At 31.2% G+C, this 16,530-nt stretch carries 18 protein-coding genes; 11 read left to right on the top strand and 7 right to left on the bottom strand.

Translation table 11 applies throughout. The features are described from left to right. Positions 1-3: 3 nt before the first annotated feature. From AAC053_RS07010 to AAC053_RS07000, 3 genes are read left to right on the top strand one after another with little or no spacing between them, the layout of a single operon-like run. Positions 4-1,353 (top strand): O-antigen ligase family protein, encoded by a 1,350-nt coding sequence (locus tag AAC053_RS07010; RefSeq protein WP_339754578.1) that lies wholly within the window; start codon positions 4-6, stop codon positions 1,351-1,353. Next, positions 1,313-2,320 (top strand): glycosyltransferase family 4 protein, encoded by a 1,008-nt coding sequence (locus tag AAC053_RS07005; protein ID WP_339754575.1) that lies wholly within the window; start codon positions 1,313-1,315, stop codon positions 2,318-2,320. Before AAC053_RS07010 ends, AAC053_RS07005 begins: the two co-directional genes overlap by 41 nt. A gap of 57 nt (positions 2,321-2,377) precedes the next feature. Then, positions 2,378-3,772 carry an exopolysaccharide biosynthesis polyprenyl glycosylphosphotransferase gene (locus tag AAC053_RS07000; protein WP_339754572.1) on the top strand — a complete coding sequence of 465 codons (1,395 nt, stop codon included), beginning with the start codon at positions 2,378-2,380 and terminating at the stop codon, positions 3,770-3,772. Between the two features lie 7 nt (positions 3,773-3,779). Here the strand turns inward: AAC053_RS07000 and AAC053_RS06995 are convergent, their stop codons facing one another. Both AAC053_RS06995 and AAC053_RS06990 read right to left on the bottom strand, forming a co-directional pair. Further along, on the bottom strand, positions 3,780-4,943 hold the full coding sequence (locus AAC053_RS06995) for a DUF4105 domain-containing protein (protein WP_339754571.1): 1,164 nt from the start codon (positions 4,941-4,943) through the stop codon (positions 3,780-3,782). Positions 4,944-4,951: 8 nt separating this feature from the next. Further along, positions 4,952-5,986 (bottom strand): PorV/PorQ family protein, encoded by a 1,035-nt coding sequence (locus AAC053_RS06990; RefSeq protein ID WP_339754613.1) that lies wholly within the window; start codon positions 5,984-5,986, stop codon positions 4,952-4,954. A gap of 147 nt (positions 5,987-6,133) precedes the next feature. On the opposite strand from AAC053_RS06990, the gene AAC053_RS06985 reads away from it, so the two are divergent. The 4 genes from AAC053_RS06985 (at position 6,134) to AAC053_RS06970 (ending at position 8,839) form a co-directional block, all read left to right on the top strand. Continuing rightward, positions 6,134-6,892, top strand: coding sequence for a CDP-alcohol phosphatidyltransferase family protein (locus AAC053_RS06985; RefSeq protein WP_339754569.1), 759 nt, complete (start codon positions 6,134-6,136; stop codon positions 6,890-6,892). A gap of 22 nt (positions 6,893-6,914) precedes the next feature. After that, positions 6,915-7,727: a tellurium resistance protein TerC gene (locus tag AAC053_RS06980; protein WP_339754566.1), complete on the top strand. Its 813-nt coding sequence runs from the start codon at positions 6,915-6,917 to the stop codon at positions 7,725-7,727. Positions 7,728-7,814: 87 nt separating this feature from the next. Beyond that, the gene (locus tag AAC053_RS06975; RefSeq protein WP_339754564.1) at positions 7,815-8,411 is read left to right on the top strand and encodes a hypothetical protein; all 597 of its coding nucleotides are present in this window, start codon (positions 7,815-7,817) and stop codon (positions 8,409-8,411) included. Positions 8,412-8,542: 131 nt separating this feature from the next. After that, entirely contained in the window at positions 8,543-8,839 is a 297-nt protein-coding gene (locus tag AAC053_RS06970; RefSeq protein WP_339754562.1) for a hypothetical protein, read from the top strand. Between the two features lie 15 nt (positions 8,840-8,854). Here AAC053_RS06970 and lptB read toward each other — a convergent pair whose 3' ends face one another. Continuing rightward, the gene (gene lptB / locus AAC053_RS06965) at positions 8,855-9,595 is read right to left on the bottom strand and encodes an LPS export ABC transporter ATP-binding protein (protein ID WP_339754560.1); all 741 of its coding nucleotides are present in this window, start codon (positions 9,593-9,595) and stop codon (positions 8,855-8,857) included. A 540-nt stretch (positions 9,596-10,135) separates the two neighbouring features. Between lptB and AAC053_RS06960 the strand changes: the two genes are divergently transcribed. Both AAC053_RS06960 and AAC053_RS06955 read left to right on the top strand, forming a co-directional pair. Beyond that, positions 10,136-10,585 carry a hypothetical protein gene (locus AAC053_RS06960; protein WP_339754557.1) on the top strand — a complete coding sequence of 150 codons (450 nt, stop codon included), beginning with the start codon at positions 10,136-10,138 and terminating at the stop codon, positions 10,583-10,585. Beyond that, a complete protein-coding gene (locus tag AAC053_RS06955) occupies positions 10,585-10,785 on the top strand; it encodes a helix-turn-helix transcriptional regulator (protein ID WP_339754555.1) in 201 nt (66 codons plus the stop codon). Before AAC053_RS06960 ends, AAC053_RS06955 begins: the two co-directional genes overlap by 1 nt. Before the next feature lie 233 nt (positions 10,786-11,018). Here AAC053_RS06955 and AAC053_RS06950 read toward each other — a convergent pair whose 3' ends face one another. Then, positions 11,019-11,693 (bottom strand): Sir2 family NAD-dependent protein deacetylase, encoded by a 675-nt coding sequence (locus AAC053_RS06950; protein ID WP_339754554.1) that lies wholly within the window; start codon positions 11,691-11,693, stop codon positions 11,019-11,021. A gap of 202 nt (positions 11,694-11,895) precedes the next feature. Here AAC053_RS06950 and AAC053_RS06945 point away from each other — a divergent pair, with 202 nt between their 5' ends. Together AAC053_RS06945 and AAC053_RS06940 are read left to right on the top strand one after the other, a co-directional pair. Then, positions 11,896-12,552, top strand: coding sequence for an RNA methyltransferase (locus AAC053_RS06945; protein WP_339754552.1), 657 nt, complete (start codon positions 11,896-11,898; stop codon positions 12,550-12,552). 57 nt (positions 12,553-12,609) lie between these two features. Continuing rightward, complete coding sequence (locus tag AAC053_RS06940) at positions 12,610-12,738, top strand: hypothetical protein (protein WP_339754549.1); 129 nt, start codon at positions 12,610-12,612, stop codon at positions 12,736-12,738. A 103-nt stretch (positions 12,739-12,841) separates the two neighbouring features. On the opposite strand, the gene AAC053_RS06935 is transcribed toward AAC053_RS06940, so the two are convergent. The 3 genes from AAC053_RS06935 to AAC053_RS06925 all read right to left on the bottom strand — a co-directional run bounded on the left by AAC053_RS06935 (position 12,842) and on the right by AAC053_RS06925 (position 16,443). Continuing rightward, on the bottom strand, positions 12,842-13,651 hold the full coding sequence (locus tag AAC053_RS06935; protein WP_339754546.1) for a carboxypeptidase-like regulatory domain-containing protein: 810 nt from the start codon (positions 13,649-13,651) through the stop codon (positions 12,842-12,844). Positions 13,652-13,780: 129 nt separating this feature from the next. Further along, positions 13,781-15,691 (bottom strand): DEAD/DEAH box helicase, encoded by a 1,911-nt coding sequence (locus AAC053_RS06930; protein WP_339754544.1) that lies wholly within the window; start codon positions 15,689-15,691, stop codon positions 13,781-13,783. 344 nt (positions 15,692-16,035) lie between these two features. After that, positions 16,036-16,443, bottom strand: coding sequence for a hypothetical protein (locus AAC053_RS06925; protein WP_339754542.1), 408 nt, complete (start codon positions 16,441-16,443; stop codon positions 16,036-16,038). Positions 16,444-16,530 lie beyond the last annotated feature (87 nt).

The raw sequence follows: 16,530 nt of genomic DNA, 5'->3' as shown, positions 1-16,530 counted from the left end.
GATTTGAGTTTAAATTACCCTTTAAAAATAATTTTTCATATTGTATTAGGTATTCTGCTTTATTCTCTAGATTTTTTTCCACGTATATTTTTCTTAGTTGTAATTTTATATTTTTTTGTAGGTGTAATTTCGGCTCCGCAAAAAGAAAAGACGACAATAGTTCTCAAAGCCAGTGCTTATATGGTTGGAGCTGAAGTATTGTTTAGGATGACTAGTGCAGGTATTTTCTATGAATCTTCTAAATATTTTGTAATAATTTTTATGCTTCTAGGTATGTTTTACAATGGTATATCTAATAAAGCATATCCATATATTATTTTTTTATTTTTATTGGCACCTTCAATAGTCGTTGCTTCAATAAATATAGGTTTAGACTCAAATTTAAGGACCAATACCGCTTTTGTACTGAGCGGACCAGTTAGTTTGGGTATTGCATCTTTATATTGTTTTGATAAAAAAATTAGTCTTAAGCAACTCGTTAATGTATTATTTTTTCTAGCCCTTCCTATAGTAAGTTTAACTACTTACCTATTTTTGTATACTATAAGTTTAGAAGAAATTTTTAAAGGAACTCAATCTAATTTTGCTGCTTCAGGTGGCTTTGGGCCAAACCAGGTTGCAACTATTTTAGGATTAGGCATGTTTGTTTTTTGTGTTAATTTTTTTCTCTATTCTAAGGTTTTACTTTTAAGAGTTATCAATATTGTTTTATTCGGAGTTATAAGTTATAGAGGTATTATAACTTTTAGTAGAGGTGGTGTAATAACTGCAATCTTAATGATATTTGCTTTTTTAGCAGTATTTTATTTTAAATCAAGCGTCAGAAATAAGAGAGTAATTGGAGTTTCATTTATTGCTGTACTTTTAGCATCAGTCGTTATTTGGGTAGTTAGTTCTAATCAGACAAGTGGTTTAATTGATAAACGTTATTCAAATCAAGATAAAAGAGGTAGATTAAAAGAAGATGTTTCTGCAGGTCGAGTAGATATATTTTTAGGTGAGCTAGATGGATTTATTAGCGAACCATTTTTGGGTGTAGGAGCGAGTGGTATGAAAGAGCTAAGGCTAATAAGGTCTGGTGAGGTAGTCGCTACTCATAACGAATTGAGTAGAATGTTGTCGGAGCATGGTATATTAGGAATTTTTATGCTATTGATATTAATTTTTACACCATTAACCTATCGAGTAAATAATAAAAGAAATTACTTTTTTTATGCCTTTTTATTGTTTTGGTTTGCGACTATTAATCACTCAGCCATGCGAATTGCAGCGCCAGGTTTTATTTATGCTTTAGCGCTTTTAAATGTAACTTATGAAAAACGTCCTGTACATAGGAAACGCTTTATCCAATAACGGAAGAACTAGTACAACTATAGAAATTTTAGGTGAACGTTTAAAAGAAATTTGTTCTATAAAAATAGCCTCAACAAAACCTAATAAAGTATTAAGGTTATTTGATATGATAAGGTTAGTGTTGAAAAATAAATCTGCCACAGATTTTGTTTTAATTGACACCTACAGTACTTCAAATTTTTATTTCGCTTTTGTAATTAGTCAATTATGTAGAGTTTGTAAACTACATTATATACCAATTCTTCATGGTGGAAATCTTGAAATAAGATTAAAGAACAATCCTAAGCTAAGTGATTTAATTTTTAATAATGCATATAAGTTAGTGGCACCATCAAATTTTTTAAAAGCAGTTTTTCAAACTTATGGATATAAAGATGTGCTGCTTATTTCAAATTTTATAGAAATAGGCTGTTATGAATTTTTAAATAGAGAGATTGATGACATTAAAATGTTATGGGTAAGGTCTTTTTCATCAATTTATAATCCACAAAAGGCAGTTTTGGTAATGAATAGATTATTAAAAAAAGGATTTAAAACGTCTTTAACCATGGTAGGTCCAGATGTAGATGGTTCAATGGACAATGTTAAGGTATTAGCATTAAAAGAAGGCTTAGATGTTAAATTCCCAGGGAAGTTATCTAAACAAAATTGGGTAGAACTATCAAAAAAGCACAATGTTTTTATTAATACTACAAATTTTGATAATACACCTGTAAGTGTTATAGAAGCTATGGCACTTGGTTTACCAATCGTCTCAACAGAAGTTGGTGGCTTACCATATTTAATTTCTAATAATAAAGATGGGCTTTTGGTACCTTCTGATGATGCAGATGCAATGGCACATAAAATCATTGAGCTGAGAGAGGATAACAGTCTAAGGATTAGTCTAATAACAAACGCGCGTGATAAAGTTGAAAATTTTGATTGGAAAAACATAAAACCAAAATGGCAATCTCTTTTACAATAAAATTGCAAAAAAAGCACTAAAGACTTGTTATCTTTACCCATAAGCATTCCCCTAATAATGAAACAAGAGAAAGGCATACATTTTGAGGTCTCCGAACGTAAGGTTCTTCTTAGGCTTATGGACATTTTGATGGTCTTTATAGGTATTTATTGTTTAAGTCTTTTTTTTAATTTCGATTATGTTTTACTCAATGTAGAAAACACGGTAGCACTAATACTCTTAGTCTTGTACATTACTGTTTTCGGGACAGTTTTTGAGTTATATGATCTTCAAAAAGCAAGTCAGTTAGATACCACATTTAAAAATATAGTTTTAATGGCATCTATTGTAGTGTTGTTTTATTTGTTAACGCCTTACCTTTCACCTCTTTTGCCAGATGAGCGCATGCAAATTTTAGTTTTCTATTTGATGCTTATAGTATCTGTATTTTTATGGAGAATTGTATATGTTAAATTAATCGAATCGCCACGTTTTTATAAACGGGTATTATTAATAGCTGAAGTTTCTAATATAAAAAGTTTAATAGAGGCATTAGACAATTCAGATCCTAACTATAAAATAATTGGGTTTATTGATAGCGAAAAATCAAATGATAAATCAGTAAAATTTAAAGGACTCAAAGAGTTTAAAGCAAAAGATTTTCTCGAAACTATATTAAAAGAGAAAATTTCTGAAGTATTAGTAGCAAATTTTAATACAGATGCTATGACAACAGAAGTGTATCACGATTTAATTTTACTTCTAGAACGTGGTTTTAAAATAAGAGATTACACACAAGTTTACGAAGAATTACTACATAAGGTGCCTATTCAATTTGTGGGTAAAGATTTCTATAAATACTTTCCTTTTAGCAGAAGTAACGAAAATAAACTTTATATCTTTTTTCAACGTGCTTTTGATGTGATTGTCGCTGTTTTAGGTTTGTTAATTGGTTTTTTGTTGTTGCCATTAATTTTATTAGGAAACCTATTAGGAAATAAAGGACCATTGTTTTATTCTCAGGAGCGTGTTGGTAGAAATAGCAAACTTTTCCAAATTATAAAACTAAGAACAATGATAATTAATGCAGAAAAGGATGGAGTTAAATGGGCTAAAAAGAATGATAGAAGAGTTACAAAATTTGGTAAGTTTTTAAGGCGCTCGCGTTTAGATGAAATACCACAATTTTACAATGTCTTAAAAGGAGAAATGAGCATCATAGGACCAAGGCCAGAACGCCCTTTCTTTGTTAGTGAATTATCTCGTGTCATTCCATTCTACGAAATACGACATATCATAAAACCAGGACTAACAGGTTGGGCTCAGGTGAATACTAGGTATGGTTCTTCAATTGATGATAGCCTCAAAAAACTTCAATATGATTTATATTATATTAAGCACAGAAGTGTCTTTTTAGATTTTAGTATTTCAATAAAAACATTGAGTACTATTTTATATTATAGAGGACAATAAACTAACCTTAATTATAATACTTTACTAGATAGATATACCTTATAAGCATTGCTATTAACAACGGGATTAAGCCAATTGCAAACACTTGGACACCTATTAACCAATGTAGTGTTAACAAGCAGAGCATAATAATTAAAAATTTAAGGTAGCCAATAAACCATTGCTTCACCTGTTGTTTAAATAACTGAGCTATTACAATAATATTTAGTGGCACTGCCCATAAAACATTGTAATTTTGTGCTGTCGCAGAGTGGTCTGTCGCAAACCATAATAATATAAGTAAAACTCCAATAATACCAGTAGTGCTAAAGAGTAAAATATCTAACCACTTACTTCTTGTTTTACTTTTAAAATCTTTATAAGTAATAAATAGTATTAATGCTGCTAGCAGTCCAATAATCATTATTGGGCTATAAAAAAAGTATGAAGAAGATTCCTTCTTTTTCTTTTTGAAAATTGTTGATGAACGTTCTATTAGCTTTTCAGAATCATTAATTTTTGCATTGTCAAAGAAGGTATGAATATATTTAGGCAAAAACATATACTCATTTGCCTCAGTTTCTGTGTCAATGACGGATCCTAATGCAATATCTATTCCAAAACTTCCCCAAGAATTTAGCCCTACATGCTCATGGATAAGTTCTCTAAAAGTCTTTATTTCAAAGTTTTGAGGTAAATCAAAAACAACATCATTTTTTGTAGCTATTTCTGTAACATCTCTAATTTTTGTGGCACAATTGTCATAGAAAAAATCATAAAGATATCTTCTGTTTTCAGGCTTATAGTTAGTTTCTAGATAATCGAATAAGTTTTGTTTTTCTTCAAAAGAAAGACGTAGTACTTGTTCTTTAATAGTACGATTGTAGTTTATATAATGATTATAGAAATCAGAAAAGTTATGCCTGCTAATAAGGTAGTTTAATTTACCACGTGCAAATTTTAAATAAAAATTAGGAGCATCAAAATCATATTCGCCATAACCATATACAGCATCAATTCCGTTACTTTTATCTTTTATTCTAAAAGCATTATGTCCAAAAGCATCATTTAACGATTCACCAGGTCCTATAGTTAGTACAGATATTTTAGCGTCTGGTGTTAGCTGAAAATTCTGTGAATACGCAGAAAATAAAATAAAAAACACAAAAATAAATGATAGTTTTAGTTTCATTAATTTAACTATCTAAAGACATTAAAGTCTATTTTTAAAGAGAATACATTAGAATACAAAGCGGCACTTTGGTCTCCTATATCAGTAAACGCATAATCAATCTGAATGCCTTTGTATTTAAAACCAACACCAAAATTAGGCTGAAACGAAATCATTTCCGAATCATCTATTTGTATTTCATTCTGAAAATTACCTACACCAGCTCTTAAAAAAACTAAATCGGTATATCCGAATTCAAAACCTAAAGCCGGATCGATACTGGCAAAAGACGTAGAGATAATATCATTATTTTCAACAAAACGCATATTTAAGTTTGCGGCTGCTAAAAGTGAATAATCGTAATTGAAAATCCATTTTTTAGACATACCAAATTGCAATTTCGGAATCGTTATTTCTGTAGTCTCAGGTAATTCTTGATTTTCACCTTCAATAGCACTACTAATTTGTTCAAACTTATCTTCGTCTATTGACCAAGCATTATAGGTTGTTGTAATGTCTCTTGCCATTAAACCAAATTTCCAACCGTTTTTCCCCTCGAACTGAATACCTACATCCAATCCAAAACCCCAAGACGATGCGAAATCACCAATAATTCTTCTAATAATTTTAGCATTAACACCAAAATTTAAGCCATCTAATGGTAATTTTCTAGCATATGAAAATGTCAATCCATAATCTGCTGTAGAGAAGGTACTAATTCGATCATAATTTATATTGCCTTGGTCGTCTATTAATTGTGTGGTATCTAAAATATCATCCACTCCAAATCTAATTAATGACAAACCAATAGCACTTCTATCATCTAATGGCATAGCATAAGCAAGATAATTGTAGTTAGCTATATTAGCGAAGTAACTCGAATGCATTAAGGCAATCTGGTTATCTTCAAGATGCACTAATCCTGCCGGATTCCAATATCCAGAATTTACATCAGCTGTTTGTGAAACAACGGCATTACTCATCCCTAAAGCTGCTGCATCAACACCAATATTCATAAATTCATTAGAATATTTTCTGGTAGTTTGACTCGAAGCGGTAAGCATAGCAATTGTAAATAGAATTGCAAAGTAATTTTTCAACAGTGTTTTTTTTACAAAGATGCACAATATTTTTCTATCTATTTAACTGATAAAGTCCATTCTTATTGTTTTAGACTCAAATACTTTTATATTTTTACATAAATTAAATTCATGAGTTTAAAACGACATATTCCTAATGCGGTTACACTTTTAAATCTATTTTCAGGATGTATCGCATTAATATTTGCGGTTTATGGTAACTTTGTTGCAGCTTCAGTCTTTGTGTTTTTAGGAATCTTTTTCGACTTTTTTGATGGTCTTTTAGCTCGAAAGCTAAATGTGCAGAGCCCTCTTGGTATTCAGCTAGATTCTTTGGCAGATTTAGTAACGAGTGGAGTAGTGCCTGGAGTTATAATGTTTAAGCTTATTTCATTGACGGTTGATGCTCCAAATTATTCAACCTATAGTGATAGTTGGAATTCTATTTTTCATTGGCAAGGTTTTAAATTGTCTGTGTTACCTTTAATTGGCTTGCTTATTCCATTAGCATCAGCTTATCGTTTAGCAAAATTTAATTTAGATGAAGACCAACAGTCTTATTTTAAAGGATTACCAGTGCCAGCAAACACTTTACTGATTTTGTCTTTGCCTTTAATTTTAGAATATCAGAACAATGATATAATGAATTCTATAATTATAAATAAATGGTTTTTAATAGGCCTAACACTTTTAAGTTGCTATTTGTTAAATTCTAATATTAAGCTATTTGCTTTAAAATTTAGGAATTGGAGTTTTAAAAGCAACGCTACACGTTATATTTTTTTAATACTAAGCCTAGTGGCTCTTATTGTATTTAATTTTGCGGCAATTCCATTGGTAATAGCATTATATATTATACTGTCATTGTTTGATAGAAAAAACATCTACTAGTTAAATTAGCACTTCATAGATTATGGCTGAAATTATTTTTACACTATTAATGCTTGTAATGTTACAAGCCGTTTTAGGATTTGATAATCTCCTTTATATTTCTTTAGAGTCTAAGAAAGCACCACAAGCAGATCAAAAGCGTGTAAGAAAAGTAGGAATTCTTATAGCTATAGTACTTAGAATTGTGTTATTATTTGTATTAGTTTCTATTATTGATTTTTTTCAAGAGCCATTTTCGTTCTTATCAGGTCATATTGAAAATGTTTTAGATTTTGCTTTTAATGGACATAGTATTATTGTTTTACTAGGTGGTGGCTTTATTATTTATACTGCCATTAAAGAAATTTGGCACATGATTTCTACACAAGATCTAAACCACGATATAAAAGGCGAAAACAAACGCAATAAATCAGCAAATGCAGTCATAGTTAGTATTGTAATAATGAATTTAGTATTTTCATTTGATTCTATATTAGCAGCAATAGGATTAACAAATGATATTGAAAACTCATGGACAGCATTAATTGTAATGGCTATTGCTATTATTGCTAGTGGTTTACTAATGTTATTAATGGCAGATAAGATTTCTGTGTTTTTAGCCAAAAACAGAATGTACGAGGTACTAGGGTTATTTATCTTATTTATAGTTGGTATAATGTTAGTGACCGAAGGTGGTCATTTAGCACATTTAAAAATCTTTGGAAATGAGATTGTACCAATGAGTAATACAACCTTCTATTTTGTGATTGTAATTTTAGTAATTGTAGATATTGTACAAGGACGCTATCAGAAGAAATTAATTAAAAAAGAAATAACTGAAAACAATAGCAATTAATTTATAACATAAAGCATTCATAATCACACAAAGAGATGTTTATACGTATGTACTAAGTAACCAAAGAAAAATATAAAATATAAGCAAATGCAAGACATTAAATTTCCTATAAAATTTAGCTTTAATATTACGACATTATCTAATGATTTTACAGCAACAGATGCTTCTGGTAAAACCATCGCTTATGTAAAACAAAAGATGTTTAAACTAAAGGAAGACATTAGTATATTTAATAATCAGAATAAAACACAGCTTAATTATAAAATTAGCGCAGATAAATGGATAGATTTTTCTGCTGCTTATAGTTTTAAAAATTCTAAAGGTCAAGAGGTTGGTAAGATTGCTAGAAAGGGTTGGGCTTCAATATGGAAAGCACATTACGAACTTATAGATAAACACCAAAAATTGCAATATCTTATTAGAGAAGAGAATGCTTGGATAAAAGTATTAGATTCTGTTCTTGGGCAAATACCAATTCTTGGTGGATTTACGGGTTATTTATTTAATCCGTCGTATGTGGTCACAGATTTAAGAAACACTTCTATTGTTAGAATGAAAAAAGAGCCATCATTCTTTGGGCGAAAATTTGAGCTTACCCAATTAAAGCCTATAGATGAGGATGATAAAGAAAGAATTATCCTTGGATATATGATGATGGTTTTGTTAGAGAGACGCAGAGGTTAAAATATTAGTATTTATCTTTTTTAGTGGAAATCATCAATATTTGCTGAAAATTGTTGATATTTAGATAAGATTTTATAAGATGAAATTGATGATGGGAATAAATGATAATAAAAAAAATAAAATGATAATAAATGAATAAGAGAAAACGCAAGCTATTCTTAAAGATATTTTTTATCCTTGTTATAGTTCAATTGATAATTGGTTTTACCGATATTCTGCTAACTAGTGCTGCTAGTTCACTTTCTAGTATTACGTCTTTTATGCTTACAATTTTTAGTTTTCCGATTGGTTTAATTAGTAGAAATTTACCTTTTTATTCGGGAGAAGGGATTTATGTGACGCTATTGTTTTGGGCATTAAATCTTATCCTTCAAACTATTGCTGTTTATGTGTTTTTTAGACTAGTGAAGAGAGTGAAAACGAATTGATTAATAAGTAATATATTAAAATTCCAACTTCTTCTTACGAAGTTCAAAATTCTGACCTAAATATACTTTTCGTACCATTTCATCACTAGCGAGTTCTTCAGGAATACCAGCTTTTAAGATACCACCTTCAAACATAAGGTATGTTCTATCTGTAATGGCAAGAGTTTCTTGTACGTTATGATCTGTAATAAGAATGCCTATATTCTTTTGGGTTAGTTTAGCAATAATGCGCTGAATGTCTTCTACAGCAACAGGATCTACACCAGCAAAAGGTTCATCGAGTAAAATAAAATTTGGATCAGTAGCTAGAGCTCTCGCAATTTCTGTTCGTCGTCTCTCTCCACCAGACAATAAATCGCCACGGCTTTTTCTAATATGTCCTAAGCCAAACTCTTCAATAAGCGATTCCATTTTTTCGTGCTGTGCTTTCTTACTGAGTTTTGTAAGCTGAAGTACACTTAAAATATTATCTTCTATACTTAATTTTCTAAAAACTGAAGCTTCTTGTGCCAAATAGCCAATACCATTTTGAGCACGTTTGTACATCGGAAATTTTGTAATATCATTATCGTCTAAATAGATCTTACCACCATTTGGTTTAATTATCCCAACAATCATATAAAATGATGTGGTTTTACCAGCACCATTAGGACCTAGTAAACCTACAATCTCTCCTTGGTTTACTTCCAAAGAAACATCCTTCACTACTTTTCGTCCACTATAGGACTTCATTAAATGTTCTGCTCTTAATTTCATACACGCTCTAAGAACGCTAAAAATAACAAAATCATATAGATTCAGTTACTAGTAACATAGTTTTATTAAAAATTTAACCACTTAGGTTTAATGTTTCGCTTCTCTATTGTGTGTTTTTTTAACCAATAGGCAAATGTATATATAGAGATGACATATTTTTAGAAGCAATATTGACAGAGACCTGTCCGTCTGTGATTAGATTAACGACGAATAATTTGTGCATAAAGTTGCTTTTACAAACGACTTTTTTGACAGTATTGTTTTTTTTAAGTGACAATAATTATGTGTTTAATTTATAGTCAACCTATTTCAGAAAAGTGTACAGCTTGTTAATAAGGCTAACGTAGATATAAGTAATGGTGTTTTATATTTATAAGATCTACACCTGAGTAATGATTTAGATACAACTGTAAACGAAGTTAATTGAAAATTTTTTTAAAATTAAGTTTGGTGCTAATCATTTGGTTATTATAAAAATGTAAAGTATATTTGTCATATAGTAAAGTTAATTTTACTTAATATAAAATATATTTGTCAATTATGAAGACGGAAAAGTTTATTGAATGTGAACGTAATAAGTTTCAAAAACTTATAAATATTAGATTACCGCATCGGTTTATGTTGGTTGGTATAACCATAGCATTATTATCTATTGTAATGATGTTTGTTCGTGCTTTTGCAATGGTTGGAGATACACTATGGTTAAAACTCTTATTACAAAAAACAGTTTTAATAGGTATGCTTATTCTGTCGTTATCTAAAGATAAGATAGAAGACGAAATGACCATTAGTCTTAGAGCACAATCTTATGCCATAGCATTTGTTATAGGAGTTTTATATGCATTAATAATGCCTTATGTAGAGTTTGGTGTTTCTAATGCTGTTCATTCTGGTGGAGAATCTTTTAAGGATTTAGGCGATTTTCAGGTATTGTTATTTATGCTAATAATACAACTTATGTTTTATCACAACTTAAAGCGTTATAGATAATGGAGAATACATTAAAAGTAGAGCGTGCTATTTTAAGCTTAACTCAAGATGATTTGGCAAAAAAAATAGGTGTATCAAGACAAACTATAAATTCTATTGAAGCTAATCGTTATGTGCCTTCTACAGTTTTATCATTAAAATTATCAAATGTTTTTAATAAGCCAGTAAATAATTTTTTTAAATTAACTAAAGATGATTAATGTAATATTGGTAATTTTTAAATTTAGTATTCTTTTTTTGATGACATTTCTTTAACTCAACGACATAGAAGTGTAAAAAAATCAGATATTATTATGAAAACCAATATCTAAAATTTTATCGTTTTTGCCTTTATTATAAGTTTATGTTCTTGTTTATATAATGATGATTACCACTAGTAGTTTACAAAAAGGATTATAGAGACTAATCTCTCTAGGGATTGAAACTGCTTTTCTTATTTTAATATCCCTAATAAGTCTTTCATACCTTCAGTGGCAGATTTTGCAATAACTGTTACTTTACAATCATTACTAATAGCTGGTTTTGGATCTATATAAAAAATTGCAGTGTTTGGTTGTACATAATCTATTAAGCTTGCAGCCGGATAAACTTGCATACTTGTGCCAATTATGATAAGAATATCTGCTGCGTAGCAGATTTTAACAGCCGTTTCAATCTCTGGTACATCTTCTCCAAACCAAACTATATGTGGGCGTAATTGATAGCCTTTGTTGCATGTATCACCAAGATAAATATCTTCTGTCCAGGGTTTAATATCCTTATAGTTTCCTGTACTTCTTATTTTTAATAATTCGCCATGTAGATGCACTACATCGCTACTACCAGCACGCTCATGCAAATCATCTACATTCTGGGTAATAATTGTCACTTTAAAATCATTTTCAAGTAGAACTAAATCTTTATGTGCTTGGTTAGGCTCTACATCATTGAGTTGTTTTCGTCTTTGGTTATAGAAATCTAAAACTAGTTCTGGATTACGGCTAAAACCATCAGGTGAAGCCACTTCCATAACATCATGGCCTTCCCAAAGTCCATCTGCGTCTCTAAATGTTTTAATACCGCTTTCTGCACTAATACCAGCACCTGTTAATACGACGATGTGTTTCATGTTATAAATTTATAAAATTTTCCTTTACTGCGAACAAAGTGAAGCAATCTGTTTAATGGAAGTTCTAATTTATAATGAGATTACCACGTCATTCGTTTCTCTTTCCCTTTTTGCCTAAGAGGTAGGCTTGCTATGACAGTTAAATTTCAAAAGATTAGCACGTCACTTTGTTACTCGTAATGACATTTACTATTTTTGAGTTATGCCAGATTTAAAACTTTTAGAATACCTAGAATCCTATCTCACAGAAAATCGTAGAGAGCGCTTTAATAAAGTTTTGCCAAAACGTACCAAGCATTTTACTGTTGCTACAGAAGATGTGTATCAATTACACAATACAAGCGCTGTAATGCGGTCTTGTGATGTATTTGGTATACAAGAAGTACATATTGTCGAAGAAGCTAATTCTAAGCGTATAGATGCAGAAATTGCTATGGGTGCGCAAAAGTGGGTAGATTTATATCGTTATCATACCACCAAATCTTGTATAAAAGATCTAAAAGCTAAAGGTTATCAAATTGTAGCAACAACACCACATGCACAAGATTGCGATTTAATCGATTTTGATATCACTAAAAAATCGTGCTTCTTTTTTGGCAGAGAAACAGAGGGTTTATCTCAACAGATTATAGACAATGCAGATTGTTTTTTAAAAATTCCTATGGTAGGTTTTACGGAGAGTTTAAATATCTCAGTATCCGCTGCAATCATTCTTCAGAATGTTACAGCACAGTTAAGAAAATCTAATATTAAATGGGAACTTTCTGAAAAAGAACTTATAGAAAAGCGCTTTGATTGGGTAAGTAAAACAATCAAAAATTATGATGCTATAGTAACGCATTACAATTCGAAAATTTAATTTTTATTATTTTATAATCCAATTTGAATAAAACTGAATGTTAGTGATAATGATGGAGTGTACGGATCAACTGGTAGTTTAATTAAGCAAGAATCTTATATTCTCAGTGAAGAAGGTACATTAGTATATTTTATGTCTAACGATGTTCAAATTGAATTGGATAGAGTAGTAGTAGCCGGAGGGTAAATTTATGAAGAAAAAACCAAGATTTCAGAAGAACATGGGTTATATGGGAGTATTTATAGATTCTGAAGGTAACAGAGTGGCATTACACTCTAATGTTTAGGGATTAAGCTTTACCTTTCTTTCTGCCTTTTTTTCTATCTTTACTTCTTTTAATGACTTTATATTCTTCAAAACATTCACTTATAGCATCTAATATTTGAAGATCGTTTGCAGTGTTTATAAAGTCTTTAGAATAATTACATTGGTTAACTATTTCGTCTAAGTCAAATTTATTAACCTTTAATAAAACTAATAGCATTTCTCTATCGAAGCGGTTTGCTAATTGATTTCTAATCTCATCATCTTCCTTCATCTTCTTAAGCTTATGCATTTCATTGGGCTTTCTTCCAAACATATTGTATAAGAAATCTGCAGGATTAAAAATAGCACCTAACACCTTAGTTGCTATATTAGGTTTGCCAGCTTCGTAGCCTTGTCCGTATAAACCAGAAATTCTATAACGATTGTTAGATTGAATTGGCACTTGCTTCATATCCACTTCTAAATAACCAGTTAATTGAAGTTGTTTAACTGTCACTTCTTCGAGTGCTAATGCTAATTCGGTCATTACAATTTCAGTATTTCCAAACTTTAACCAGTCATTAGTTACTCTAACTTTAATGGATTTGTAACCAAGATACGATAGATGCAACGTGTCATTGGCATTAGCTTTTATTTCAAACTCACCATTGTCGTCTGTGGCAACACCTTTAACCTGATTAATATTTACAATATTTACTTCACTCAACGGCCCTTCTGTGGTGGAGCTAATAATTGTCCCTTTAACAGTAGTTGGTGTTTTGGTGGCTGTACTGTCTTGGCTATAGCTATTAACTGTAGTAAAACATAAAAATAAAATAAGTAGATATCGCATTGATCAGTGTTACAATGTAAAGGTAATAAACTAAACGCATTTTAACATATACCAATTGACGATTTGACTTAATATTAACATGAAAAGCCAATAAAAAAGCCTCAATTAAGAGGCTTTTAACATTGTTTATTAATCTCGTCTTCTTGAACGTCTTGGTCTTTCTGAAACAGAACTACTAGATTCTGAGGAACGTCTGTCTCCTCTAGAATCATCATATCTTTTATCTCCTCTGTCACTAGATCGTCCATCACTTCGAGAATTGCTAGATCTTCTATCACTTCTGTTTCCAGAACCAGATGATCTTCTATCACTTCTGTCACTAGAACGTCTGTCGCTTCTTGGTTTGTCATCGCGTCTGCGACCACCACCACCAAAGCGTCTGTCATTTCCTCCACGTCCTCTGTCTCGTCTTCCGCCACCACTACGACCTATATTTTCACTAATTTCTACATTAACAAAACGGCCATCGTATTTAAAATCCGTAAAGAATGCTAGAATCTTTTCTTTTAATTCATTTTCGGTATTAAAGAATGAAAAGCTCTCCTTTACATCAACTTTAAAGACATCGTCACGTCCAAGTTTTAATTGCTCTTTTAAGAAATCTTTCATCTTCATCCAGTCAAAACCATCTTTACTACCAACGTTAATAAAGTAACGTGTGTCGTTAGATGATTTTCCGTAATCACGTCCACCATCTCTATCAGAATCTCTAAATTGAACAACACCTAAATCTTTAGATTTTTGGTAATAGTTGAAGAAACGATTAAACTCTACTGAGAAGAATTTTTTGATTAAGTCTTCTTTTTCGGTATCAGCAAATAATTCGTTGATACTACTTAAATGCTTATCAATCTCGTGATTTGTTTCAGTAGTATGTATTTTGTTTGCCAAGGACATTAGTTGAACTTCGACAATCTCCATACCAGAAGGGATTTCTTTCTTCTCAAATTGCTTCTTAATAATACGTTCGATGCTCTTTATCTTTCTAACTTCACTTTTAGAGACAATAACCATTGAGATACCTGTTTTTCCGGCACGTCCTGTACGACCAGATCTATGTGTATATATTTCTGGTTCATCTGGTAATTGGTAATTAATAACGTGTGTTATATCATCGACATCAATTCCACGAGCAGCAACATCTGTGGCAACCAACATTTGTATTTGCCTGTTTCTAAACGACTTCATTACTATGTCTCGTTGATTCTGACTTAAATCACCATGCAATGCTCCGGCACTATAACCATCTTCAATTAAATTTTCGGCTACTTTTTGTGTATCGCGTTTTGTTCTACAGAAAATAACCGAGAAAATATCGGGATTGGCATCTGATAAACGTTTTAGAGCTGAATAGCGGTCTCTTGCATTTACTAAATAGTATTCGTGAGAAACGTTATTTGTGCTTTCATTTTTGTTTCCTACTGTAATTTCTGTAGGATCGTACATAAATTTCTTAGCAATCGTAGATACCTCTTTTGGCATCGTTGCAGAGAATAACCATGTGTTTTTATCATCTGGTGTATGAGAGAGGATATCAGTAATATCTTCTTTGAATCCCATATTTAGCATCTCATCAGCTTCATCTAATACACTGTATTGTATTTTAGAAATATCAACCATTCTGCGGCTAATCATATCTTTCATTCGGCCAGGTGTTGCAACAATAATTTGTGCTCCTCGCTTTACTTCTCTTGCTTGGTCGCTTATACTTGCACCACCATAAATGGCAACCACGTTTAAACCTTTACAGTATTTACCGTAAAGTTTTAATTCGTTGGTAATTTGTAAACAAAGTTCGCGTGTAGGAGATAAGATAAGACCTTGCGTTGTTCTACTATCAATATCTATTTTTTGCAACATCGGAAATCCGAAAGCTGCAGTTTTACCTGTGCCAGTTTGTGCCAAGGCCACTAAGTCTTTGTCTTGGTCTAATAAAAGTGGAATTGCTTTTTCTTGGACTTCACTAGGTTTTTCAAAACCTAAATCCGTAATTGCTCGTAAAAGGTCTTCATTAAGACCCAGTTCTTGGAATGTGCTCATTTTTGAGTTTATGTATTCGATTATATTCTGTTGGTGTTACAAAAGAAGCGAATCGACATACTAAACACTTAAACTTCTAGGTAACACATCCTCACTCTGAGGAATTTATAAAATCCAGCTCGTAGATTTTTTCAAGGTGCAAAGGTATGGTATTTAATTGGATTTTTAATAATGCTCAATTTTATATACTGTATTGTTACTTTTCTATAATCAAATTGCGATATTTAAGATGTTTTGCAGGTACATCTGCGGACAATACTGTTGGCTCTATGTCTTTAGTTACTAAAGACCTTGTTGCAATTATGGTTCCTTTGCCAATGAAAGTTACAAAGCTTGTTATTTAATTAAGATTTAACCATTTGCTTTTGAGCCAAAGATTTACCAATTAGAAATCCAGTAATAGCGAATACTCCATCTGAGATTGTAAACCATAATTCTTTAGGTAACATAAAGATATTAAAAAAGGTAGCAGCAAGCATAATTGCGCCAACAATATAAGAAGGTACCATACTGACTTTTGAAATTTTCGCAGCTACAAACATACCTACTGTGAGACCAATAAAATGTGCAATAACTACGAAGATTTTCGCACCCACTGGTATTTGAGCCATATTATTTTTTATCCATTCCATATCCATAGGTTTAGCACCTTCTGGTAAAGGAAAAAAATTATGACCTATAAGGCTCTCAAAAATATAAACGGTTGCAGAAGCTACAATAAACCCAACAATGGTGGCTAATAGGTTTTTCATGAAAATACAGAATTAGTTAATGGTACCAAGGTAATAAAAAAACTGTTAATTAATTTGCGTTAATGGGTAGGGATGGTGTTAATTAGT

This window comes from uncultured Winogradskyella sp. (assembly GCF_963975125.1).
GTDB lineage: Bacteria > Bacteroidota > Bacteroidia > Flavobacteriales > Flavobacteriaceae > Winogradskyella.
This window is presented reverse-complemented; position numbering and strand designations above follow the sequence as displayed.